Annotated in this window: 23 protein-coding genes; 10 read left to right on the top strand and 13 right to left on the bottom strand. The window is 70.4% G+C overall.

Translation table 11 applies throughout. The features are described from left to right. Positions 1–63: 63 nt before the first annotated feature. Genes ctaE through qcrB form a run of 4 tightly spaced genes read left to right on the top strand, consistent with a single transcriptional unit; the run spans position 64 to position 4,420 of the window. Positions 64–714 (top strand): aa3-type cytochrome oxidase subunit III, encoded by a 651-nt coding sequence (gene ctaE / locus ABD268_RS13170; RefSeq protein ID WP_344152872.1) that lies wholly within the window; start codon positions 64–66, stop codon positions 712–714. Positions 715–756: 42 nt separating this feature from the next. Continuing rightward, positions 757–1,626 carry a cytochrome bc1 complex diheme cytochrome c subunit gene (qcrC, locus tag ABD268_RS13165; RefSeq protein WP_344152695.1) on the top strand — a complete coding sequence of 290 codons (870 nt, stop codon included), beginning with the start codon at positions 757–759 and terminating at the stop codon, positions 1,624–1,626. Then, on the top strand, positions 1,623–2,678 hold the full coding sequence (gene qcrA, locus ABD268_RS13160) for a cytochrome bc1 complex Rieske iron-sulfur subunit (RefSeq protein ID WP_344152692.1): 1,056 nt from the start codon (positions 1,623–1,625) through the stop codon (positions 2,676–2,678). The genes qcrC and qcrA overlap by 4 nt, the downstream gene beginning before the upstream one ends. Continuing rightward, positions 2,675–4,420, top strand: a complete 1,746-nt coding sequence (qcrB, locus tag ABD268_RS13155) for a cytochrome bc1 complex cytochrome b subunit (protein ID WP_344152689.1) — start codon at positions 2,675–2,677, stop codon at positions 4,418–4,420. The genes qcrA and qcrB overlap by 4 nt, the downstream gene beginning before the upstream one ends. A gap of 637 nt (positions 4,421–5,057) precedes the next feature. Here qcrB and ABD268_RS13150 read toward each other — a convergent pair. The 4 genes from ABD268_RS13150 to ctaC all read right to left on the bottom strand — a co-directional run bounded on the left by ABD268_RS13150 (position 5,058) and on the right by ctaC (position 9,492). Continuing rightward, on the bottom strand, positions 5,058–6,293 hold the full coding sequence (locus ABD268_RS13150) for a L,D-transpeptidase (RefSeq protein ID WP_344152686.1): 1,236 nt from the start codon (positions 6,291–6,293) through the stop codon (positions 5,058–5,060). Between the two features lie 120 nt (positions 6,294–6,413). Next, on the bottom strand, positions 6,414–6,812 hold the full coding sequence (locus ABD268_RS13145; RefSeq protein ID WP_344152683.1) for a cytochrome c oxidase subunit 4: 399 nt from the start codon (positions 6,810–6,812) through the stop codon (positions 6,414–6,416). Further along, the gene (ctaD, locus tag ABD268_RS13140) at positions 6,812–8,572 is read right to left on the bottom strand and encodes an aa3-type cytochrome oxidase subunit I (protein WP_344152680.1); all 1,761 of its coding nucleotides are present in this window, start codon (positions 8,570–8,572) and stop codon (positions 6,812–6,814) included. Before ctaD ends, ABD268_RS13145 begins: the two co-directional genes overlap by 1 nt. Beyond that, positions 8,569–9,492 carry an aa3-type cytochrome oxidase subunit II gene (gene ctaC / locus ABD268_RS13135; RefSeq protein WP_344152677.1) on the bottom strand — a complete coding sequence of 308 codons (924 nt, stop codon included), beginning with the start codon at positions 9,490–9,492 and terminating at the stop codon, positions 8,569–8,571. The genes ctaD and ctaC overlap by 4 nt, the downstream gene beginning before the upstream one ends. Positions 9,493–9,608: 116 nt before the next feature. Here ctaC and ABD268_RS13130 point away from each other — a divergent pair, with 116 nt between their 5' ends. After that, positions 9,609–10,775, top strand: a complete 1,167-nt coding sequence (locus tag ABD268_RS13130; RefSeq protein WP_344152674.1) for a cysteine desulfurase family protein — start codon at positions 9,609–9,611, stop codon at positions 10,773–10,775. 49 nt (positions 10,776–10,824) lie between these two features. Beyond that, positions 10,825–11,067: a sulfurtransferase TusA family protein gene (locus ABD268_RS13125; RefSeq protein ID WP_344152671.1), complete on the top strand. Its 243-nt coding sequence runs from the start codon at positions 10,825–10,827 to the stop codon at positions 11,065–11,067. Positions 11,068–11,098: 31 nt separating this feature from the next. On the opposite strand, the gene ABD268_RS13120 is transcribed toward ABD268_RS13125, so the two are convergent. Then, positions 11,099–12,082, bottom strand: a complete 984-nt coding sequence (locus tag ABD268_RS13120; protein WP_344152668.1) for a carbohydrate kinase family protein — start codon at positions 12,080–12,082, stop codon at positions 11,099–11,101. A gap of 64 nt (positions 12,083–12,146) precedes the next feature. On the opposite strand from ABD268_RS13120, the gene ABD268_RS13115 reads away from it, so the two are divergent. Beyond that, positions 12,147–12,392 (top strand): hypothetical protein, encoded by a 246-nt coding sequence (locus tag ABD268_RS13115; RefSeq protein ID WP_344152665.1) that lies wholly within the window; start codon positions 12,147–12,149, stop codon positions 12,390–12,392. A 194-nt stretch (positions 12,393–12,586) separates the two neighbouring features. Here the strand turns inward: ABD268_RS13115 and erpA are convergent, their stop codons facing one another. Both erpA and ABD268_RS13105 read right to left on the bottom strand, forming a co-directional pair. Then, positions 12,587–12,949, bottom strand: coding sequence for an iron-sulfur cluster insertion protein ErpA (erpA, locus tag ABD268_RS13110; RefSeq protein WP_344152662.1), 363 nt, complete (start codon positions 12,947–12,949; stop codon positions 12,587–12,589). 74 nt (positions 12,950–13,023) lie between these two features. Further along, a complete protein-coding gene (locus ABD268_RS13105) occupies positions 13,024–14,121 on the bottom strand; it encodes a glycerate kinase family protein (RefSeq protein WP_344152659.1) in 1,098 nt (365 codons plus the stop codon). Positions 14,122–14,155: 34 nt separating this feature from the next. Here ABD268_RS13105 and ABD268_RS13100 point away from each other — a divergent pair, with 34 nt between their 5' ends. Continuing rightward, positions 14,156–15,049 carry a GNAT family N-acetyltransferase gene (locus ABD268_RS13100; RefSeq protein ID WP_344152656.1) on the top strand — a complete coding sequence of 298 codons (894 nt, stop codon included), beginning with the start codon at positions 14,156–14,158 and terminating at the stop codon, positions 15,047–15,049. 19 nt (positions 15,050–15,068) lie between these two features. Then, positions 15,069–16,241, top strand: coding sequence for a quinolinate synthase NadA (nadA, locus tag ABD268_RS13095; RefSeq protein WP_344152653.1), 1,173 nt, complete (start codon positions 15,069–15,071; stop codon positions 16,239–16,241). 9 nt (positions 16,242–16,250) lie between these two features. Here nadA and ABD268_RS13090 read toward each other — a convergent pair whose 3' ends face one another. From ABD268_RS13090 to ABD268_RS13070, 5 genes are read right to left on the bottom strand one after another with little or no spacing between them, the layout of a single operon-like run. Continuing rightward, on the bottom strand, positions 16,251–16,718 hold the full coding sequence (locus tag ABD268_RS13090; protein ID WP_344152650.1) for a hypothetical protein: 468 nt from the start codon (positions 16,716–16,718) through the stop codon (positions 16,251–16,253). Positions 16,719–16,772: 54 nt separating this feature from the next. Next, a complete protein-coding gene (pspAB, locus tag ABD268_RS13085) occupies positions 16,773–17,345 on the bottom strand; it encodes a PspA-associated protein PspAB (protein ID WP_344152647.1) in 573 nt (190 codons plus the stop codon). Positions 17,346–17,364: 19 nt separating this feature from the next. Continuing rightward, complete coding sequence (gene htpX, locus ABD268_RS13080; RefSeq protein WP_344152644.1) at positions 17,365–18,294, bottom strand: zinc metalloprotease HtpX; 930 nt, start codon at positions 18,292–18,294, stop codon at positions 17,365–17,367. Positions 18,295–18,330: 36 nt separating this feature from the next. After that, complete coding sequence (gene pspAA / locus ABD268_RS13075; RefSeq protein WP_344152641.1) at positions 18,331–18,609, bottom strand: PspA-associated protein PspAA; 279 nt, start codon at positions 18,607–18,609, stop codon at positions 18,331–18,333. Beyond that, positions 18,606–19,391: a PspA/IM30 family protein gene (locus ABD268_RS13070; RefSeq protein ID WP_344152638.1), complete on the bottom strand. Its 786-nt coding sequence runs from the start codon at positions 19,389–19,391 to the stop codon at positions 18,606–18,608. The genes pspAA and ABD268_RS13070 overlap by 4 nt, the downstream gene beginning before the upstream one ends. Before the next feature lie 126 nt (positions 19,392–19,517). Between ABD268_RS13070 and ABD268_RS13065 the strand changes: the two genes are divergently transcribed. Then, positions 19,518–20,108: a DUF3043 domain-containing protein gene (locus ABD268_RS13065; protein WP_344152635.1), complete on the top strand. Its 591-nt coding sequence runs from the start codon at positions 19,518–19,520 to the stop codon at positions 20,106–20,108. Between the two features lie 64 nt (positions 20,109–20,172). Here the strand turns inward: ABD268_RS13065 and ABD268_RS13060 are convergent, their stop codons facing one another. Further along, positions 20,173–21,177 carry an aldo/keto reductase family protein gene (locus ABD268_RS13060; RefSeq protein ID WP_344152632.1) on the bottom strand — a complete coding sequence of 335 codons (1,005 nt, stop codon included), beginning with the start codon at positions 21,175–21,177 and terminating at the stop codon, positions 20,173–20,175. Positions 21,178–21,241 lie beyond the last annotated feature (64 nt).

Here is a 21,241-nt window from a genome sequence, read left to right as displayed (position 1 = left end):
GTGAAGAATATGACGCCGCAACAGGAGGGGGTCGGGGTGCCCTCCCCGACAGGTCACGACATAATGGCGCCCGTGGCGACAGCAACTACCGCGATTCCGGCATCCCGACTGCACGGGCACCACGACCGGCCGAGCATGGTCAGCGTCGGGACGATCATCTGGCTCTCCAGTGAGCTGATGTTCTTCGCGGCCCTGTTCGCGTCGTACTTCACGATCCGGGCCGTGAGCCCGGACCTGTGGGCTGCGAACACCGAGAAGCTCAACATCCCGTTCGCGGCCGTCAACACGACGATCCTCGTGCTCTCCTCGCTGACCTGCCAGCTCGGCGTCTTCGCCGCGGAGCGCGGCCAGGTCGGACGCACCGGCTCGGTCCTCAACGTCAAGGGCTGGGGCCTGCGCGAGTGGTTCGTGCTGACCTACGTCATGGGCGCGGTCTTCATCGGTGGCCAGGCCACCGAGTACGCCTCCCTGGTCAAGGAGGGCGTCACGATCCAGGACTCCGCCTACGGCACGATGTTCTACCTCACCACCGGCTTCCACGGCCTGCACGTGACCGGCGGCCTGATCGCGTTCCTCTTCGTGCTGGGGCGCACGTTCCTGGCACGACGGTTCACCCACGAGCAGGCGGTCAGCGCGATCGTCGTCTCCTACTACTGGCACTTCGTCGACGTCGTGTGGATCGGTCTGTTCGCGACCATCTACCTGATCAAGTAGCCCCACGTCGGACCCCTCCAGGACCTCCAGCAAGGACTCAATGTGCGTCTCCTGAACCGCTCCGCAGGTCGACTCTCACGGCACCGACGCGGACCGCTCGCCGGCTTCGTGGTGCTGCTGCTCGGGCTGCTGATGACCGGCACCCTGTACGCCGCGTTCGCGCCCGCCCAGGCCCAGCAGGGCGAGAGTGATGCCGACCAGGCCGCCAAGGGCCGCGAGCTCTTCCTCGTCGGCTGCGCCTTCTGCCACGGGCAGAACGGCGAGGGCGTCAAGACCCAGAACGGCAACCAGATCGGCCCCTCGCTGGTCGGTGTGGGTGCCGCTGCCGTCGACTTCCAGGTCGGCACCGGCCGGATGCCGATGGCGCAGCCCGGCGCCCAGGCCCCGCGGAAGAAGCCGGTCTACACCGACGAGGAGATCGCCCAGCTCGCGGCGTACGTCGCCTCGCTCGGCCCCGGCCCCTCCATCCCCACCTCGGAGGACTACAGCATCGAGGGTCTCAGCGCCTCCGAGCGCGAGGAGGCCATCACCCGCGGCGGCCAGATCTTCCTGACCAACTGCACCGCCTGCCACAACTTCGAGGGCTCGGGCGGAGCCATGCCCCGCGGCGGCTACGCGCCCAAGATCCGTGGCGTCGAGCCCAAGTACATCTACGAGGCGATGCTGACCGGGCCCCAGGCCATGGACAACTTCTCCAACGGCAACCTGTCCCCCGAGGAGAAGCGTGACGTCATCGCCTACCTCGGCTCGCTCGAGGAGGCCCCCGGCTACGGCGGCTTCGGTCTCGGCGGCCTCGGCCCCGTGAGCGAGGGCCTGTTCGCCTGGCTGGTCGGGCTCGGCTCGCTGGTCGGCTTCGCCGTCTGGATCGCCGCCCACACCACGCGCTCGCAGAAGAAGAAGGTGGAAGCGTGAGCGACCAGAACTCCCACGACCACGACCACGTCCCCTCGACGTTCGAGGACGAGCCGGTCGCCAACCCGGGCCTGCCGGCCCACACCTGGCGGCCGACCGACGTCGACGCCAAGGCGGAGAAGCGCGCGGAGCGCCAGGTGGCAGCCATGTTCGGGCTGTCGATGGTCTGCGCCGTGCTGTTCCTGGTCTCCTACTTCGTCTTCGACGTGGGCGACCAGTGGGACACCGTCGGCGGCCTGGGCGCGTCCAACGTCGCGCTCGGCGTCTTCCTCGGCGGTGCCCTGCTCTTCATCGGCATCGGCGTCATCCAGTGGGCCCGCAAGCTCATGGGTGACCACGAGATGGTCGAGTACCGACACCCGGCCAAGTCCTCCGACGAGGACCGCGAGGCCACCCTCGCCGCGCTGAGCGCCGGCCTCGAGGAGTCCGGCATCGGCCGCCGTCCGCTGGTGCGCAACTCGCTGCTCGGCGCGGTGGGCATCCTCGGCCTGCCGGCCATCGTGATGCTCCGCGACCTCGGCCCGCTGCCCGGCGACAAGCTCGAGCACACCCTGTGGCGCAAGGGCATGCGCATCGTCCGCGACGTCGTCGGCACCCCGATCAAGGTGTCCGACCTCGAGATCGGCGACCTGGTCAACGCCGAGCCGGAGATCCTCTTCGCCACCGACGCGGAGGGCGAGCCGGTCCTCGAGGGCGTCGAGGTGCAGATCGCCAAGTCGAAGTGCGCCGTGATCGTGCACCGCATGGAGCCCGACGACATCGTCTCCGAGCAGACCCTCAACTGGTCCGTGGACGGCATCGTCGCCTACTCCAAGATCTGCACGCACGTGGGGTGTCCGATCTCGCTGAACGAGCGGACCACCCACCACCTGCTCTGCCCCTGCCACCAGTCGACCTTCGACCTGACCGACTCCGGCAAGGTGATCTTCGGGCCCGCCGGCCACGCCCTTCCCCAGCTGCCGATGGCGGTGGATGATGAGGGCTACCTGATCGCCCAGAGTGACTTCACCGAACCCGTGGGACCGAGTTACTGGGAGCGTGACCCGCAGTGAGCATCGACACGAGCAAGGTCGCCACGACCAACGCCACCACCGCCGCGACGGCCGGCAAGCCGAGCAAGGCCGGTGCTGCCGCCGCGTGGGCCGACGACCGCCTCGGCCTGGCCACGGCCATGAAGAAGAACCTGCGCAAGGTCTTCCCCGACCACTGGTCCTTCATGCTCGGTGAGATCGCGCTGTGGAGCTTCGTGGTGCTCCTCCTCAGCGGCGTGTTCCTCACCCTGTGGTTCACACCCAGCATGGGCGAGGTCCAGTACGAAGGCTCCTACGACCCGCTGCGCGGCGTCACCATGTCCGAGGCCTACGCCTCGAGCCTGAACCTGTCCTTCGACGTCCGTGGTGGTCTGCTCATGCGGCAGATGCACCACTGGGCCGCGATGCTGTTCGTCGCCTCGATGATGATCCACCTGCTGCGGGTGTACTTCACGGGCGCGTTCCGCAAGCCCCGCGAGCTGAACTGGGTCATCGGCTCCCTGCTGCTGCTCCTCGGCACGCTCGAGGGCTTCACCGGCTACTCGCTGCCCGACGACCTGCTCTCCGGCACCGGTATCCGCGCCGCGGACGGCTTCATGAAGTCGATGCCGCTGGTCGGCACCTACATGTCGTTCTTCCTCTTCGGTGGCGAGTTCCCGGGTGAGTCGATCATCCCGCGCCTGTTCACCATCCACGTGCTGCTGATCCCGGGCCTGCTCCTCGCCCTGATCGCCGCCCACATGCTGCTGCTCGTCTACCACAAGCACACGCAGTGGCCTGGCCCCGGCCGCACCGAGCAGAACGTCGTCGGCTTCCCGATGCTGCCGGTGTACGCCGCCAAGGCCGGCGGGTTCTTCTTCATCGTCTTCGGCGTCACCGCGCTCATGGGTGGGCTGCTGACGATCAACCCGGTGTGGAAGTTCGGGCCCTACGACCCGAGCAAGGTGACGGCGGGCTCGCAGCCCGACTGGTACATGGGCTGGCCGGACGGCGCCCTGCGCATCATGCCCGGCTGGGAGTTCGCGTTCTGGGGCCACACGTTCCCCTTCAACGTCTTCCTCCCGATCATCGTGCTGCCGGGCCTGATGTTCACGATCCTGATGCTGCTGCCGTTCATCGAGTCCTGGATCACCGGTGACAAGCGCGACCACCACCTGCTCCAGCGGCCGCGCAACGCCCCGACCCGCACCGCGGTGATGGTGTCGCTGATGACCTTCTACGGCCTGATGTGGGCCGCGGGTGGCAACGACATCATCGCGATCAAGCTGCACGCCAGCATCAACCAGATCACGTACTTCATGCGCGCTGCGGTCTTCATCGGTCCTGCGATCGCGTTCTTCATCACGCGCCGCTGGTGCATCTCGCTCCAGCGTCACGACAACGAGACGCTGCTGCACGGCTACGAGACCGGCATCATCATGCGCTCGCCCGAGGGCGGCTACAGCGAGCGGCACCTGCCGATCTCCCCGGCCCGTGCCTACACGATGACGGCCCGGGAGCGTGACGAGATGCCGGCGCTGGAGGCGGAGACCGACGCCAACGGCGTGCCGGCACCGGCTACCCGCGGGCAGAAGCTGCGCAGCAAGCTCGGGACGCTGATGTACGCCGACAACGTGCAGAAGCCGACCCGCGAGGAGCTCGAGGAGGCCCACCACCACGTCGAGCACGAGAACGAGCTCCAGGCGGGCCTCGACCACCCGGCCGACGGCCACCAGTTCGACGGCCACCACCTCGTGGACGAGGAGCACCTCCGCTCCCACTGAGCACCCGCACCACCGACGCCGACCCGTCCGAGTCCTCTCGGGCGGGTCGGCGTCATTTCGCAGCCCTCATCCCTCCCCCACGCCGACCCGTCGCCTGGTCACCGCGTCCGACGCCGACCCGTCGCGAGCTGGAGGAATCGCCGACGATCCGGGCCCCGGTCCTGGCCGCTCCCCGCCCGGCGACCCACCGGCCGCCTGGCCTCGGCGACCCCCGCCTGCAGACGCGCCCCGACACACCGGACCGGGCCGCAGAGGTGGTGGCCGACGAAGACGTCGAAGCGCCACGCGTCGGTCTCGGCGAGCCAGGCCCGGCGGTCGCGGTCGTGAAGCTGTTGCTCGGGCCCGTGCCAGCGCGCCCCGTCGTGCTCCGCGGCGTACCGCTCGAGGACTGCAGCCTCGGATCGACCGGTGGGGCGAGGTCGGGTACGCGGTCCGTGCTGTCCAGGAAGGGACCGCTCACAGGTTCGCTGGTCATGGTGACCGGCGTGCTCCGCCTCGCCGGCGGCACCCCTCCGGGGCATGCGCCTGTGCTGGGGACCGACCGAGGGCTCACCTGTGGACGTACGGTCGGCGGAGCCGCTGCTCAGCAAGCGACGGGGCCGACGTACCGGCCGCCCGAACGAGCGACGGGTCGCCGTCAGGAGAGGGCGGAGCCGGCGCTGTAGTCGGCGAAGGACTCGTTCCAGTCGCCGTAGCCGTTGGTGAGGGTCATCGGACGGTCGGTGCCGGTGTACTCGACGACGTCGCCGCGGCGGGACATGTTGTAGAGCCACTGCGCGTTGGCGGTGCTCATGCCGGTGCAGCCGTGGGAGACGTTCTCGTGGCCCTGGGAGGACACCGACCACGGAGCGGCGTGGAGGAACTCGCCGGAGTAGGTGACCCGCATGGCGTACTTCACGTCATCGAGGTCGTAGTGCTCCGGGTTGTTCTTGCCGATGCCGATGGTCTCGGAGTTCATCCGCTTGGTCTCGAACTTCTCGATGATGACCTTCGTGCCCGAGCGGGTCGTGAAGCCCTGCTTGCCGGTCGTGATCGGGATGGTGCGCAGCAGCGTGCCGTTCTGGAAGACCTGCATCTGGTCGGTCTGCGCGTTGACCTTGTAGACGTTGGCGTCGCCGATGTGGAAGTCGACGTGCCGGCTCTCCTGGCCGTAGATGCCCGCCCCGGCGGGGATCGAGTTGATGTCCACGTCGACCGAGACGTCCGAGCCGGCCCTCCAGTAGGTCTTCGGACGCCAGTGGGCCTCGGTGTCGCTGAGCCAGTGCCACGAGCCCTGCTGGCGCGGCGTGGCCGTCACGGTCATGTGCTTCTCGATCGACGCCTTGTCGGTCACGGGCACGTCGAAGGTGACGATGACCGGCATGCCGACGCCGACGGTCTCGTCCTGCAGCGGCGCCACCGAGGCGTAGGTCTGCTGGTCGAGGGTGAGGTTCTCGGTCCGGAAGCGCGTGGTCTTGGTGACCTGCTTGCCGTCGCTGCGCTTCGCCTCGGCCGTGACGCGGTAGACGGTGCCCGGCTCGAGGCGCCCGGTCGAGGTCCAGGACTCGTGGTTCTTGGCCAGCTGCCCGGGCAGCTCCCCCACCTTGGAGGTGACCTTCACCGAGCTCAGGCTGCCGCCGCTCGCCGCCAGCCTGACCGGCTTGTCGATCGCGAGACCGGAGCCGTCGCGGCCGGCGTTCGTGGTCAGCTCCACCGGGTCGGGCGCTGCCGAGGTCGACGCGGCGCCGGGCTCCGGAGCCGCGTCGGAGGAGGACGGCGTGTCGGACTGGCAGGCCGCCAGCGCGAGACTCGCCAGGACCAGGGTCGTTGCGCCGGCCAGGGTGCGGCGCAGGCGCCACCCCCGCTTCTGGGCGCGAAAACGACTCTCGGACATGCAGGAACTCCCCGTGCAGATGGATCAGATGGCGTTACCAGAGTAACCGCTACCCCGGAATGCACAGACCCCGCGCGGCGTGTGAACGCTCACGCGGGGTCTGGACGGGCGAACGACGGGTCAGTGCGCGTGTTCGCCGCGGTAGTACTCGAAGATCCAGCCGGAGAGGGCCAGGGCCCCCAGCACGCCGCCGATGATGAACATCCACCAGGCGCCGGCCGCGATGCCGAAGACACACACGGCCAGGGTGGCGCCGCACCACAGCGGCCACCACGAGTAGGGCGGGAAGAAGCCCAGCTCGCCGGCACCGTCGGCGATCTCGGCGTCCTTCCGGTCCTCCGGACGCGGGTCCATCTTGTTGGCGTGGAAGCCGAGGTACGTCGTGACCATCGCCGACAGCAGCAGCGTCATGGTCAGGGCGGAGGTACCGGTCCAGTCCCCCGTGATGAGCCAGTACGCCGGGCTCACCAGCAGGAAGAAGGCGGTGCAGATCCCGAAGATCCAGGCCTCAGACTTCATCAGGCGTTCTCCTCCCCCGAGTGGCGGGGATCGGTGTCGTGGCCGGTGACGTGGTCGTGACGGCCCTCCATGTCGGGCGCGTCGGCCAGGTCACCGTCCCGGGCGGCCTCGTTCTGCTCCAGCTCGATCGCCGCGATCTCCGGGTGGTGCAGGTCGAAGGCAGGCGACTCCGAGCGGATGCGCGGGATCGTCACGAAGTTGTGGCGAGGCGGCGGGCAGGACGTCGCCCACTCCAGGGACCGGCCCCAGCCCCACGGGTCGTCGGTCTCGACCAGCGGTGCGCGCCGCGAGATGTAGACGTTCCAGAAGAACGGGAGCGTCGAGGACGCGAGCAGGAACGCGCCCACCGTGGAGACCTGGTTGAGCGTGGTGAAGCCGTCCTCGGGCAGGTAGTCGGCGTAGCGACGGGGCATGCCCTCGACGCCGAGCCAGTGCTGCACCAGGAAGGTGGTGTGGAAGCCGACGAACAGCAGCCAGAAGTGGAGCTTGCCGAGGCGCTCGTCGAGCATCCGGCCGGTCATCTTCGGCCACCAGTAGTAGAAGCCGGCGAACATCGCGAACACCACGGTGCCGAACACCACGTAGTGGAAGTGGGCCACCACGAAGTAGGAGTCCGAGACGTGGAAGTCCAGCGGCGGGCTGGCCAGGATGACGCCGGTCAGGCCACCGAAGAGGAACGTCGTGAGGAAGCCGATCGACCACAGCATCGGTGTGTCGAACGACAGTGACCCGCCCCACATCGTGCCGATCCAGTTGAAGAACTTCACGCCGGTCGGCACCGCGATCAGGAACGTCATGCCGGAGAAGAACGGCAGGTCAACGGCGCCGGTCACGAACATGTGGTGGGCCCACACGGCCACCGACAGGATCGCGATGCCGAGGGTCGCGCCGACCAGGCCGACGTACCCGAAGATCGGCTTGCGGCTGAACACCGGGAGGATCTCGGTCACGATGCCGAAGAACGGCAGCGCGATGATGTACACCTCCGGGTGGCCGAAGAACCAGAACAGGTGCTGCCACAGGATCGCGCCGCCGTGCGCCGCGTCGAAGACGTGGGCGCCGAGCTGGCGGTCGGCCTCGAGCGAGAGCAGCGCACCGGCGAGCACCGGGAACGCGATGAGCACCAGCAGGCTGGTGACCAGGGTGTTCCAGACGAAGATCGGCATCCGGAACATGGTCATGCCGGGGGCACGCATGCAGATGATCGTGGTGATGAAGTTGACCGCACCGAGGATGGTGCCCAGACCGGCCATCCACAGGCCCATGATCCACAGGTCACCACCCACACCCGGCGAACGGACGGCGTCCGAGAGCGGGGTGTAGGCGAACCAGCCGAAGTCGGCCGCGCCCTGCGGGGTCAGGAAGCCGGAGGCGGCGATCAACCCGCCGAACAGGAACAGCCAGTAGCTGAACATGTTCAGGCGGGGGAACGCGACGTCCGGGGAGCCGATCTGCAGCGGCATGATCACGTTGCCGAACCCGAAGAACAGCGGCGTCGCGAACAGCAGCAGCATGATCGTGCCGTGCATGGTGAAGAGCTGGTTGTAGAGCTCGTCGTTGACGACCTGCATGCCCGGGTAGGCCAGCTCGGACCGGATCAGCAGCGCCATGACGCCACCGATGAGGAACCACGCGAACGAGGTGCCGAGGTAGAGCTTGCCGATCAGCTTGTGGTCGGTCGTGGTGAGGACCCGGACGACCTGCTGGCCGAGGGACTTGCGACCGGTCACGGTCGTGGGGTGTGCAGCTGTCGCGGTCACTCCGCGCCTCCGTCGGACTCGGTGCCGGACCCCAGTCCGGCCTGGGTGTAGGCGTCGGCCGCACCGATCAGCGGCGTCTGGGACTCCCTGCCAGCATCCTGGAGGTCCTGGACGTACTGCTCGTAGTCGGCCTGGCTGACGACCTGGACCTTGAAGAGCATCCGCGAGTGGTAGACACCGCAGAGCTCGTAGCACTTGCCGGCGTACTCGCCGGTCCGGGTCGGCGTGATCTCGTAGTGGTTCACGCGGCCGGGGACGACGTCCATCTTCATCAGGAAGCCGGGGACGCCGAAGTCGTGGATGACGTCGGGTGAGTGCAGGTTGAACCGGGTGGTCAGGTCGACCGGCAGCACCAGCGTCGGGATGTGCGACCCGGTGCCGGCCTCGTAGACGTACGACGAGTACGGGTACTCCGTGTCCGCGGCGTCGTCGTTGGCCGCCGCATCCATCTCACCGACGCCGTAGTTGAACGTCCACGACCACTGCTGGCCGGTGACCTCGATGGTGTTGTCCACCGGCAGGTCGTCGTCCAGGACGGTGTTCTGGACGTTCACGGTGTGCTGGAAGAAGACGATCACCATGATGATGGGGGCGATCGTGTAGAAGATCTCGAGCGGCAGGTTGTACCGGGTCTGGATCGGGACCTCGTCCTCGCTGCGTCGCCGGTAGCGGAACACGGCGTAGAAGATCAGGCCCCAGACCACGACGCCGGTGATGAGCGCGGCGATCCAGGCTCCCTGCCACAGGTTCAGGATGTGCTCACCCTGCGTGGAGGCGGGGTCCGGCATGGCGCCGCGCTCCCACTCACCCCTGGTCTCGGACGAGCAGCTGCTCAGCAACAAAAGGCTGGTGCCCAGCGCCGCCGGCAGGGCCACCCGACGAAGGTTCCCGGCCGCACGCTTGGGGAGTTGCAGACCCACGAACGAGCCTCTCTCTCAACGATCACGGATAGGCCGAACACTATCGGAATCGGACCCTGGGCAAACGGGTGGGTCACCCGGGGCGCGTGCTCCGATGCGTGGACTAGGTTCGGCCTGTGACAAATGCCTCGGGGACGCCCCACCCGGGCCCGGGAGCGGCGTCTCCCGTCTACCTCGACTCCGCCTCCTCGGAGCCGCTGCACCCCGCTGCGCGCGAGGTCCTGCTCGCTGCGCTCGACCAGGGGTACGCCGATCCGCGGCGCCTGCACGGCCCGGCGCGGTCGGCGCGGCTGCTGCTCGACAACGCCCGCGAGGCGGTCGCCGGCTGCCTGGCCGTGCGGCCGGACGAGGTCACGTTCACGGCCTCGGGCACGGACGCCGTGCACCGGGGCCTCCTGGGGCTGCACGCGGGACGAGCCCGCCGGGGCGCCACGATCGTCCACACCGCGGTCGAGCACTCCGCGGTCCTCCACGCCGCCCACTGGACCGCGGGCGAGCCCGTGGCCGTGGCCGTGGACCGGCTGGGCCGGGTCGCGCCCGACGAGGTCGCCCGGGCGTGCCACCGGGCCCCGGGCGGGGCCACGGTGGCCGCCGTCCAGTCGGCCAACCACGAGGTCGGCACCGTGCAGCCGGTGGCCGCGGTGGCGGAGGCGCTGGGCGAGGTCCCGCTCTTCGTCGACGCCTGCGCCTCCACGGGGCGGGTCCCCCTCCCCGGGGGCTGGGCGGCCGCCGCCGCCTCGGCGCACAAGTGGGGCGGGCCGGCCGGCGTGGGCGTGCTCCTGGTGCGCAAGGGCGCCCGGTGGCGCAACCCGTTCCCCGCGGACGACCGGGTCGACGAGCGGGCCTCCGGCTTCGAGAACGTGCCCGCCGCCCTGGCGGCCGCGGCCGCCCTGCAGGCGGTGGTCGCCGAGCACGACATGGTCGGCGCGCGGCAGTCCGCGCTGATCGACCGGATCCGCGCCGGCGTGGCGGCGGTCCCCGACGTCGAGGTGGTGGGCGACACGGAGGACCGGCTCCCCCACCTGGTCACGTTCTCGTGCCTCTACGTCGACGGCGAGGCGCTGGTCACCGAGCTCGACCGGCGCGGCCTCGGCGTCGCCAGCGGCTCGGCCTGCACCGCCTCGACGCTGGAGCCGAGCCACGTGCTGACCGCCATGGGCGTGCTCACCCACGGCAACGTCCGGGTCTCGCTGACCCGGGACACGACCGCGGCCGACGTGGAGCGGTTCCTGGCCGAGCTGCCCGACGTGGTGCGCGGCATCCGCGCGGAGATCGGGCTATGAACGCCCCAGACGAATGCTCGCTTCGCTCCGCTTCGCCCGGGGACCCCGCATGAGCACCCCGGACGTCAACCTCGAGCTCGACTGCCGCGGGATGCTGTGCCCGCTGCCGGTCATCGAGCTCGGCCGCCGCCTCACCGACGTCGCGGTCGGCGGGACCATCGCGGTCGTGGCGACGGACGTGGCCGCGCGGGTCGACGTGCCGGCCTGGTGCCGGATGCGCGAGCAGGAGTACGTCGGGGAGGGCGTCGCCGAGGACGGCACGCCCCGCTACGTGGTGCGCCGGGTGTCCTGATCCCGACCGGCTCGACCAGCGAGCGGAGAGGTCAGCGGACACCCGCGAGGTGCGGCTCGATGTCGGCCGCGGCGTCGGTGCCGTACGACTCCTCGACCCGGGCGACGAACTGCGCGGCGGTGAAGGAGTACTCCTGCGTGCCGACCGTCTCCACGACGTACGCCGCGAGGACGCAGCCGACCTGCGCGGACCGCTCCAGGCCCACGCCCCAGGTCATCGCACCGAGGAAACCGGCCCGGAACGCGTCGCCGACCCCGGTCGGCTCCAGCGCCGCGACGTTCTTGGCCGCCGGCAGCTCGATGGTCTCCTCGCCCCGCTGGTGGATGCGCACCCCGTCCGCTCCGAGCGTGGTCACCTGGATGCCCACCCGGGCCAGGATGTCGTCCTGCGTCCAGCCGGTCTTCGACTGGATCATGTGCGACTCGTACTCGTTCGAGAACAGGATCGCGGCGCCGTCGATCAGCTTGCGGATCAGGTCGCCCTCGCCGAAGGCCAGCTGCTGGCTGGGGTCGGCGATGAAGGGGTACCCGCGCTGGCGGCACTCCTCGGTGTGGCTCAGCATCGCGTCGGGGTCGTCGGCGCCGACGAGGACGTAGGTCGGGTCGCCGACCCGCGCCACGATCGGGGCCAGCTCGATCAGCCGGGCCTCGCTCATCGCGCCGGGGTAGAACGACGCGAACTGCGCCATCGTGGAGTCGCTGGTGCACACGAACCGGGCGGTGTGCCGGTTCTCGGAGATGTGCACCGACTCGCAGTCGACCCCGTGCCGCTCGAGCCAGGAGCGGTAGTCGGCGAAGTCCTCGCCGGCCGCCCCGACGAGCACCGGGCGCAGGCCCAGCCGGCCGAGGCCGAAGCACATGTTCGGGGCCACTCCCCCGCGCCGGATCTCGAGATCCTCGACGAGGAACGACACCGACAGCTTGTCCAGCTGCTCGACGACCAGCGAGTCGGCGAACTTGCCCCCGAAGGTCATCAGGTGGTCGGTGGCGATGGAGCCGGCGATCAGCAGCGACATGCCACGGAACCCTACCCGTGCGTACTCCTAGGAGTACCCGGCAGTAGCCAATACCTTCGAAGACATGACCGCTGCCAAGCCTTCGCACCGTCTCGCCTACGACGACGCCTCCACGCCCGCCGAGATGTCCGCAGACTGCCGTGCCGCGGGGAAGAACCTGCACCTCGAGCGCGCGGCCCGGGCCGCCGTGGCGCCGGCGCCCAGCCTGCACTTCGAGGACTACCCGCGCGAGGTCGGCAAGCGCGGCGAGATCGAGATCTCCGAGGCCGCCGCCCGGTTGGCCGACGCGCTGCACCTGCACCTCGACTGATCGCGTCCCTCGACACACACGAAGGCCCCCGCCGGTTGGCGGGGGCCTTCGTGATTCTGACTGCTTGTCGGCTCGCCGCGTGCTGCTTGTCGGGTCACCGGGTCTCGACGCGGCCGTCGCGACCTCGTCGGTCGCGGGCCTTGCTCGACCTCGCCGCTGAGCGGAGCCTCGCAGGCTCGGCTCCGCGCGGCAGATCAGTGGAAGCTGTCTCCGCAGGCGCAGGAGCCCGTGGCGTTGGGGTTGTCGATCGTGAAGCCCTGCTTCTCGATGGAGTCGACGAAGTCGATCATCGCGCCGTTGAGGTAGGGGACGCTCATCCGGTCCACGACGACGGACACGCCGTCGAAGTCGGTGACGACGTCACCGTCGAGGCTGCGCTCGTCGAAGAAGAGCTGGTAGCGCAGACCGGAGCAACCGCCCGGCTGCACGGAGATGCGCAGGGAAAGGTCGTCACGGCCTTCCTGCTCGAGGAGGTTCTTCACCTTGGCGGCGGCGACCGGGCTCAGGTTGATCTGGTCGGTACGGCGCTCGGTGCTGGTCTCGACCTGCTCGGTCATGTCGCGTGCTCCCAAGTTGGCTGAGGGGTTGGTACTGGCTTCAATGGTCGCACACCGCCGGATATTCCTCTCGCTCAGCGACCATCCGGGCGCGACCAGGTGCGGGCGACCCGCTCCGCCACGTCGGCCAACGCCCCCGCGGGGTCGCCGAGGGCACGCTCCTCGCCCACCATGTCGACCAGGGAGTACGCCGACTCCACGCCTAGCGCGCGCATCTCTCGGGCCCCGACCAGCACCCTCCCGGCCAGGGCGATGCACGGCCGCAGCGCCTCCCCCGCCACCGAGGCCACGCCGTACGGCACCTTGCCGGCCCGGCTGGAGTAGTCGAAGGCACCCTCCCCGGTGATCACGAGGTCTGCCGCGCGGGCGCGCTCGTCGAGCCGCACCGCGTCGGCCACCAGCCCGATCCCGGGCTCGCGCGTGGCTCCCAGGGCGAGCAGCGCGAACCCGAGCCCGCCGGCGGCGCCGGCCCCCTTCTCCAGGGCGGTGCGCCGGTCCACGGCCACGGCGAGCTGTTCCAGCCACCCGTCGACCGTCATCAGCGCGTCCTCGGCGAGGCCCTTTTGCGGGCCGAAGACCTTGGTCGCGCCGAACAGCCCGGTCAGCGGGTTGTCGACGTCGCTGGCGGCCACCAGCCGGACGTCGCCGACCCGGGCCCGGGCCGCCGTCAGGTCGACCTCGCGGATCCCGTCCAGCCCGGCCGCACCGACGTCGAGCCGCGCGTCGGAGGTGGCGCCCAGCGCCGCGAGCAGGCCGGCCCCACCGTCGTTGGTGCCGCTGCCACCCAGCCCGACCACCACGGTCCTCGCCCCGGTGTCGAGCGCGGCCGCCACCAGCTCCCCCACCCCGAGCGTGGTCGCCAGGTCGGCGCCCTCGGCGCCGGTCAGGTGGATGCCGCACGCCTGTGCGCTCTCGACGTACGCCGTGTCCCCGGCCAGCAGGACCGACGCCGGGACCGGTCCGCCGAAGGGGCCCGAGACCGTGACGGCGAGCAGCTCGCCACCGAGGGCGGCGTGCAGCACGTCGACGAAGCCCGGCCCACCGTCGGACATCGGCGCCAGGTCGAGCTCGTCGTCGGGCGACCGGCGACGCCAGCCCGCCGCGACGGCGTCGGCAGCCTCGACCGCGGTGAGCGTGCCGGCGAACTTGTCGGGGGCCACGAGGATGCGCATGCGGGGCATTGTCGCGCACGTCTACGGTTCTCCCGTGGACGAGTCGACCCCCGACGTGGTGATCCGGCGGATGTGCGCCGCGGACCTGCCGGTCGCCGAGCGGCTGAGCGCCGAGGGCTTCCACGAGCTCGACACCCGCATGTTCCGCCGGTCGTGGCCGGAGCCCCAGCTGCGTCCGGCCGACCGGGGGGCCCACTGGATCGCCCGGACGCGGCACTTCCTCGCCACCGACCCGGACGGCTGCTGGGTGGCCGAGGACCAGACCGGGATGCTGGGCATCGTCACCTCCTTCAACCGCGAGAAGCTGTGGTGCCTGGCGACGTACGCCGTACGGCCGGGGCTGCAGGGCCGGGGCATCGGCAAGTCGCTGCTCGTGGCCGCGCTGCACCACGGCCGCGGATCCCTGCGCGGGATGCTCTCCTCGTCCTCGGACCCGAGGGCAGCGCGGCGCTACCGGTTGGCGGGGTTCTCGCTGCACCCGCAGATGTTCCTGTCCGGCACCGTCGACCGCTCCGCCCTGCCGGTCGTCGAGAAGGTGCGCGAGGGCAGCGCCGGCGACATCGACCTGATGGACTCGATCGACCGGCGCACCCGCGGTGCCGCGCACGGCGCCGACCACGAGGTGATGCTGGGCTTCTGGCGGTTGCTGGTCTCCGACACCACGACCGGTTCGGGCTACGCCTACGTCGACCAGAGGGGCAACGTCGCGCTGCTGGCCGCCGACAACCGGCGTACCGCGACGCGGCTGCTGTGGGCCGCCCTGGCCGACGCGGACGTCGAGGTCGGGATCCACCACGTCACCGCTGCCAATGAGTGGGCGATCGACGTGGGCATGGCCGCCCGGCTGGACCTGCACCAGGACGGCTACCTCGGCCTGCGCAACATGGCGTTGCCCACGCCCTACCTCCACAACGGGGCGCTCCTGTGACGCTCACTAGACTGTGGCCATGACCACTGTCGACCTCCCGCTGCTGCCGCTCGGACACGGCCGCGACCTCTCCGCCGAGCGTGGCGTCGAGTGCCCCGGCGAGCTGCCTGCCGCCTCCGACCCGGCGCTGGTGGCGCGGGCGCGCGCAGCCAAGGAGGCGCTCGGCGACAAGGTGTTCGTCCTGGGCCACCACTACCAGCGCGACGAGGTCATCCAGTTCGCCGACGTCACCGGTGACTCCTTCAAGCTGGCGCGCGACGCCGCGGCGCGGCCCGAGGCCGAGTACATCGTCTTCTGCGGCGTGCACTTCATGGCCGAGTCGGCCGACATCCTCACCGGCCCCGAGCAGCAGGTGGTCCTCCCGGACCTGGCCGCCGGGTGCTCGATGGCCGACATGGCGCGGCTGGCGCAGGTCGAGGACGCCTGGGACGCCCTCGCCGAGGCGGGCGTCGCCGACTCGGTCGTCCCCGTGACCTACATGAACTCCTCGGCCGACATCAAGGCGTTCTGCGGCCGCCACGGTGGCGCGGTGTGCACCTCCTCCAACGCCGAGGTGGCCCTGGAGTGGGCGTTCGGGCAGAAGCCGGACGCCAAGGTCCTGTTCCTCCCCGACCAGCACCTCGGCCGCAACACCGCGGTGCTGAAGATGGGCATGACGCTGGACGACTGCGTCGTGTGGGACCCCCGCCGGCCCAACGGCGGGCTCACGGACGAGGAGCTCCGGGACGCCCGGGTGATCCTGTGGAAGGGCCACTGCTCGGTGCACGGCCGCTTCTCCCCCGCGGTGGTCGACGAGCTGCGGGAGACCATCCCCGGCGTGCAGATCCTGGTGCACCCCGAGTGCCAGCACGAGGTCGTGCTGAAGGCCGACCTGGTGGGCTCGACGGAGTTCATCATCAAGACCATCGAGGCGGCCCCGTCCGGGTCGAGCTGGGCCATCGGCACCGAGCTGAACCTCGTCAAGCGGCTGGCGGCCGCCCATCCCGACAAGCACATCGCCTTCCTCGACAAGACGGTCTGCTACTGCTCCACCATGAACCGGATCGACCTGCCGCACCTCGTGTGGGCGCTGGAGTCGCTGGTCGACGGGACGGTGGTCAACCGGATCGAGGTCGACCCCGAGACCGAGGTGCAGGCCAAGGTGGCGCTGCAGCGGATGCTGGACCTGCCGGGCCGGTCCCACAAGGACTGACCGCGGGCCTCAGCCCGAACCAGGCTCAGTCCGGCAGCTCGAACCACGCGGTGGTGCCGCCGCCGTCGGTCTCCGCCAGGCCTCGTGGGCCTCGACGACGGCGAACTGTCGCGAGGCCGATCCCGGAGCCGGGGACCTTCGCGTGCACGCGCATGAACGGCTCGAAGACCCGCTGCCGCTGGTCGGCCGGGACGCCCAGGCCGTGGTCGACGACCTCGACCCGCCATCCTGCGGGTCGCCCACGGTCGGCAGCGGGCCCACGGTGAGGGTGGCCCCCGCGAGCGCGGGTGCGAGGTCCTCGGTGACCTCGGCCATCGCCGCGGACAGGTCGACCGACGCCCGGGAGAGCTCGCCGCCGAGCCGGGCGTAGGCGAGCAGACCGTCGATGAGCGCCTCCATGCGGTCCACCCCGGGCAGCCGCTCCCGCTCGGCCAGGGTGGCGCTCAGCTCACGGGTGCGCAGCTCCAGCTCGAGCACGTCCTGGCGCGGCGGTCGCCCGCGAGGACAGCAGCGCCGGCCCGCTCGTCCGGCTCACAGGCCGGGCGCGCCCCAGAGTGCCAGCCAGCGACCGAGGTCGCGCTCCATCGGCAGCTCGTCGGCCAGCTGGTCGCGCACCTGGATCTCCAGCAGGTTGTCGCGGGCCTGACGGCTGGTGGGCGCAAACGGGTAGAACGTGCCCTGCTTGTAGAGGTAGACCAGGCCGACCCGTCGACCGGAGGGGTCCGCGAACGGCACCACGGAGCAGAGCAGCCCGGCGCCGAAGCCCTGGGCCTCGAGGGCGGTGTTCACCGCGTGCAGGTCGGTGCACAGCCCGCCGGTGTCGGCCGGGTCCCGGTGCGCCACCAGCCAGGTGAAGCCGAACTCGTCGCGCGAGACGGCCACGTCGGGGGCGGTCGGGTCCTCGTTGAGCAGCGTGACGACCTCGTCCTGGGTCTGCTGGAACGCCGCGCCCGCCGCGGCGCGGTAGCAGACGGACCCCTCGCCGGTGGGCGTGAGGCCGAGCGAGGTCTGCAGCGTGACGGCCGCGCTCGGCACCAGGAACAGCGAGTCGAGGTTGGCGGCCTTCGGCCGTGACCGACCGGTCACGACGTCCCAGAACCCCATCAGCGCCTTGCCCCGGGGCTCATGCCTCGGGGCGCCCGAGCTCTGCCTGGATGCGGGCGAGCTGCTCGAGGCGCTGCTCCAGGGTCGGGTGCGTCGAGGTCAGCGTCCTCAGCGAGACGCCACGGACGGCGGGGGCGATGAAGAACGCGTTCATGGCGTTGGAGGCGCGCAGGTCACGCTGCGGGATGGTGTTCATCTCGCCGGTGATCTTCTGCAGCGCCGAGGCCAGCGCCGCGGGCTTCATGGTCAGGTAGGCGCCCGCCCGGTCGGCGGACAGCTCGCGGTAGCGCGACAGCAGCTTGAGCAGGAAGAAGCTGATGGCGTAGACGACCAGGCTGACCACCAGGACGACCAGCCAGACCGGCAGCCCGTTGTTGTCGTTGCTGCGGCGGCCGCCGAAGAGCCCGAGGCCGCCGTACTGGGCGCCCCGCGTCACCATGCCGGCCACGATGCCCGCCGAGGAGGCCACGGTCATCACCAGCACGTCGCGGTGGGCCACGTGCGAGAGCTCGTGCGCGAGCACCGCCTCGAGCTCCTCGGCGTCGAGCGTGTGCAGGATGCCGGTGGTGACGCAGACGACCGACCGGTCCGGGGAGCGACCGGTCGCGAACGCGTTGGGGATCGCCATGTCGGCGATCCCGACCCGGGGCTTGGGCATGTCCGCCAACGCACAGAGCCGGTCGATCATGCCGTGCAGCTCCGGCGCCTCCTGCGGCGAGACCTCGCGGGCGCGCATGGCGCGCATGGCCAGCTTGTCGGAGGAGTACCACTGCCACCAGGCGATGCCGAGGCCGGCGACCCCGATCAGCACCGCGATGCCGGGCGAGCTCTGGGCGAAGACACCCATGAGCACCACGATCAGCGAGACGAACAGGGCTCCCAGCAGGAACATGACCAGCGTCATCCGGGCCGTGAGGCCGGTGTCCTTGATGAACCGCGAATGCGCCATGTCACAAAGTCAAGCAGGGGGTGCCAACCGACGTGGTCAGCCCGGGATCAGGCCCTCGTCGGAGAGCAGCTCGCGGACCTCCTCGAGGCTCGCGTCAGCCGGCGGCAGGATCAGGTCGGACTCGTCCAGCGCGTCCGCGGCATGGGGTACGCCGGCGGTGCGGACGCCGTCGAGGAGGTCCGCCAGGGCGGTGGCGAAGGCCTGCTCGTCGCCGCTCTCGACGGCTGCCTCGACCGCGGAGTCGAGCTCGTTGAGCCGGGGCAGCGCGTCCTCGGAGAGGTCGTACTGCCCCTCACCGAGGATGCGGATGATCACTGGGCACCGCCCTCGGTGGTGTTCTTCTGCGCCTCGGCCCTGAGGATCTCGCCGCCGTCCTCCCCCGGCTCGATGGCCTGGGGCTGCGCGCCGGCCTTCAGCCGCGCCAGCTCGGCCTCGACGTCGGCCTGGGAGCTCATGGAGTCGAGCTCGCGGGCGATGTCGTCACCGCCCTGGGGGGCGCTGACGTCCTCGAGCGCGCCGGAGGCGATCAGCTCGTCGATGGCGCCGGCCCGCGCCTGCATCTGCGCGGTCTTGTCCTCCGCGCGCTGGATGGCCATCCCGACGTCGCCCATCTCCTCGCCGATGCCGGACATCGCCTCGTTGATGCGGGTCTGCGCCTCGGCGGCGGTGTAGGTCGCCTTGATCGTCTCCTTGCGCGTGCGGAAGGACTCGACCTTGGCCTGCAGCCGCTGCTGGGCGAGGGTGAGCTTCTCCTCCTCGCCCTGGAGCTGGGCGTGCTGGGCCTTGAGGTCGCCGATCTGGCTGGTCAGCCCGGACTTGCGGGTCAGCGCCTCGCGGGCGAGGTCCTCGCGGCCCATCGAGATCGCCTTCTGGGCCTGGTCGCTCAGCTTCGCGGACTGCTGCTCGAGCTGGTTGACCTGGAGCTCGACGCGCTTGCGGCTGGTCGCGACGTCGGCGACGCCCCGGCGTACCTTGGAGAGCAGGTCGAGCTGGCGCTGGTAGGAGTAGTCGAGGGTCTCGCGGGGGTCCTCGGCGCGGTCGAGGGCCTTGTTGGCCTTCGACCGGAAGATCAGGCTGATGCGCTTCATGAGGCTCATGGGGTGCGGTCCCTCTCCCAGCTTCGGTTCACGGTGTGCGTCAACCCTAGGCGCAAACGCAAGGTGGCGCACGAACGCCGGTAGGGTTGGTCCGACCCGTTTCGAAGCACCCGAGAAGGCCCCGCGTTGTTCCGTCGCAGCAAGACCGAGTCCGCCACCCCGACCACCGAGCCGACGCCCGCCCAGAACGGGGGCAAGGGGCGTCCCACGCCGTCGCGCCGCGAGGCCGAGGCCGCCGCGAAGGCGCGCGCCAAGGCACCCCGCACCCGCAAGGAGCTGGCCCGCGCCCAGCGCTCCACCCGCGCCGAGTCCAGCCAGCACGTGCGGGCGGCCATGAAGGCAGGCGACGAGCGCTACTACCTCCCCCGCGACCAGGGGCCGGTCCGCCGCTTCGTCCGCGACTTCGTCGACAGCAGGTTCTCGTTCATCGAGCTGATGGTGCCCCTGCTCGTGGTCACCATGATCCTGGGCTACTCCGGCAACTCGAAGCTGGCGGCGATCGGCAACACGATCCTGATGGGCACGATCCTGCTCGTCATCGGCGACATGCTGTACCTCCGCTTCCGGCTGCGTCGCGAGCTCGCCCGACGCTTCCCCGACGAGTCGGTGAAGGGCACGACGTACTACGCCGTCACCCGCGCGCTGCAGATGAAGTTCATGCGGCTGCCGAAGTCCAAGGTCAAGATCGGTCAGAAGCTGCCCGAGCAGTACAGGTGACGCCGCGAGCCTGACAGTGAGGGCCACCCCGGACGGGGTGGCCCTCACTCGTCTGCCGGACCGCTCAGAAGTCGCGGTGCCTCGGCGACTGCGTCCTGGCCGGGTCGCGCTCGACGGCCCCGCCGAGCACGTCGTCGATGGCCGTGAGCGTGGCGGCGTCGAGCCGCACCCCGGCGGCCTTCACGTTCTGCGTGACCTGCTCGGGCCGGCTGGCCCCGATGATCGCGGCGGAGACGTTGTGGTTCTGCAGCACCCACGCCACCGCGAGCTCGGCCAGGCCGAGCCCGGCCTCGTCCGCGATCGGCCGGAGCCGCTGGACGCGCTCCAGCACGTCGTCGGACATCCACCGCTTGATCATGTCGGCGCCGCCGCTCGCGTCGGTGGCGCGCGAGCCGGCCGGCGGCTGCTCCCCCGGCCGGTACTTGCCGGTGAGCACGCCCTGGGCGATCGGCGACCAGACGATCTGGCCGATGCCGAGGTCCTCGCAGGTGGGCACCACCTCGGCCTCGATCACCCGCCACAGCATGTTGTACTGCGGCTGGTTCGAGACCAGCGGGATCCGGAGCTCGCGGGCCAGGGCGTGCGCGGCGCGGATCTCTTCCGCCCGCCACTCCGAGACGCCGATGTAGAGCGCCTTGCCCTGCCGCACGACGTCGGCGAAGGCCTCCATCGTCTCCTCGAGCGGGGTCTCGTAGTCGTAGCGATGCGCCTGGTAGAGGTCGACGTAGTCGGTGCCGAGCCGCGAGAGCGAGCCGTCGATCGACTCCATGATGTGCTTGCGGGACAGGCCGTGGTCGTTGTGCCGGCCCGGGCCGGTCGGCCAGTAGACCTTCGTGAAGATCTCCAGGCCCTCGCGGCGTTCTCCCGCCAGCGCCTTGCCCAGGACGCTCTCGGCCTTGGTGTTGGCGTAGACGTCCGCGGTGTCGAACGTCGTGATGCCTTCGTCCAGGGCCTGTCGAACGCACGCCGTCGCGGCATCCTCCTCGACCTGGGAACCGTGGGTGAGCCAGTTGCCGTAGGCGATGGCCGAGATCTTCAGGCCGCTCGCTCCGAGGTTGCGAATCTCCATGGCCCCGACCCTAGGTCGCGTCCCCAATGCCGGGAACCCGCTCGACCGGCAGGGTGCCGGGCGC

This window comes from Nocardioides koreensis (assembly GCF_039531775.1).
GTDB classification, from domain to species: domain Bacteria; phylum Actinomycetota; class Actinomycetes; order Propionibacteriales; family Nocardioidaceae; genus Nocardioides; species Nocardioides koreensis.
The sequence above is the reverse complement of the archived record's forward strand: the minus strand, read 5'-3'. Positions and strand labels throughout refer to the sequence as shown.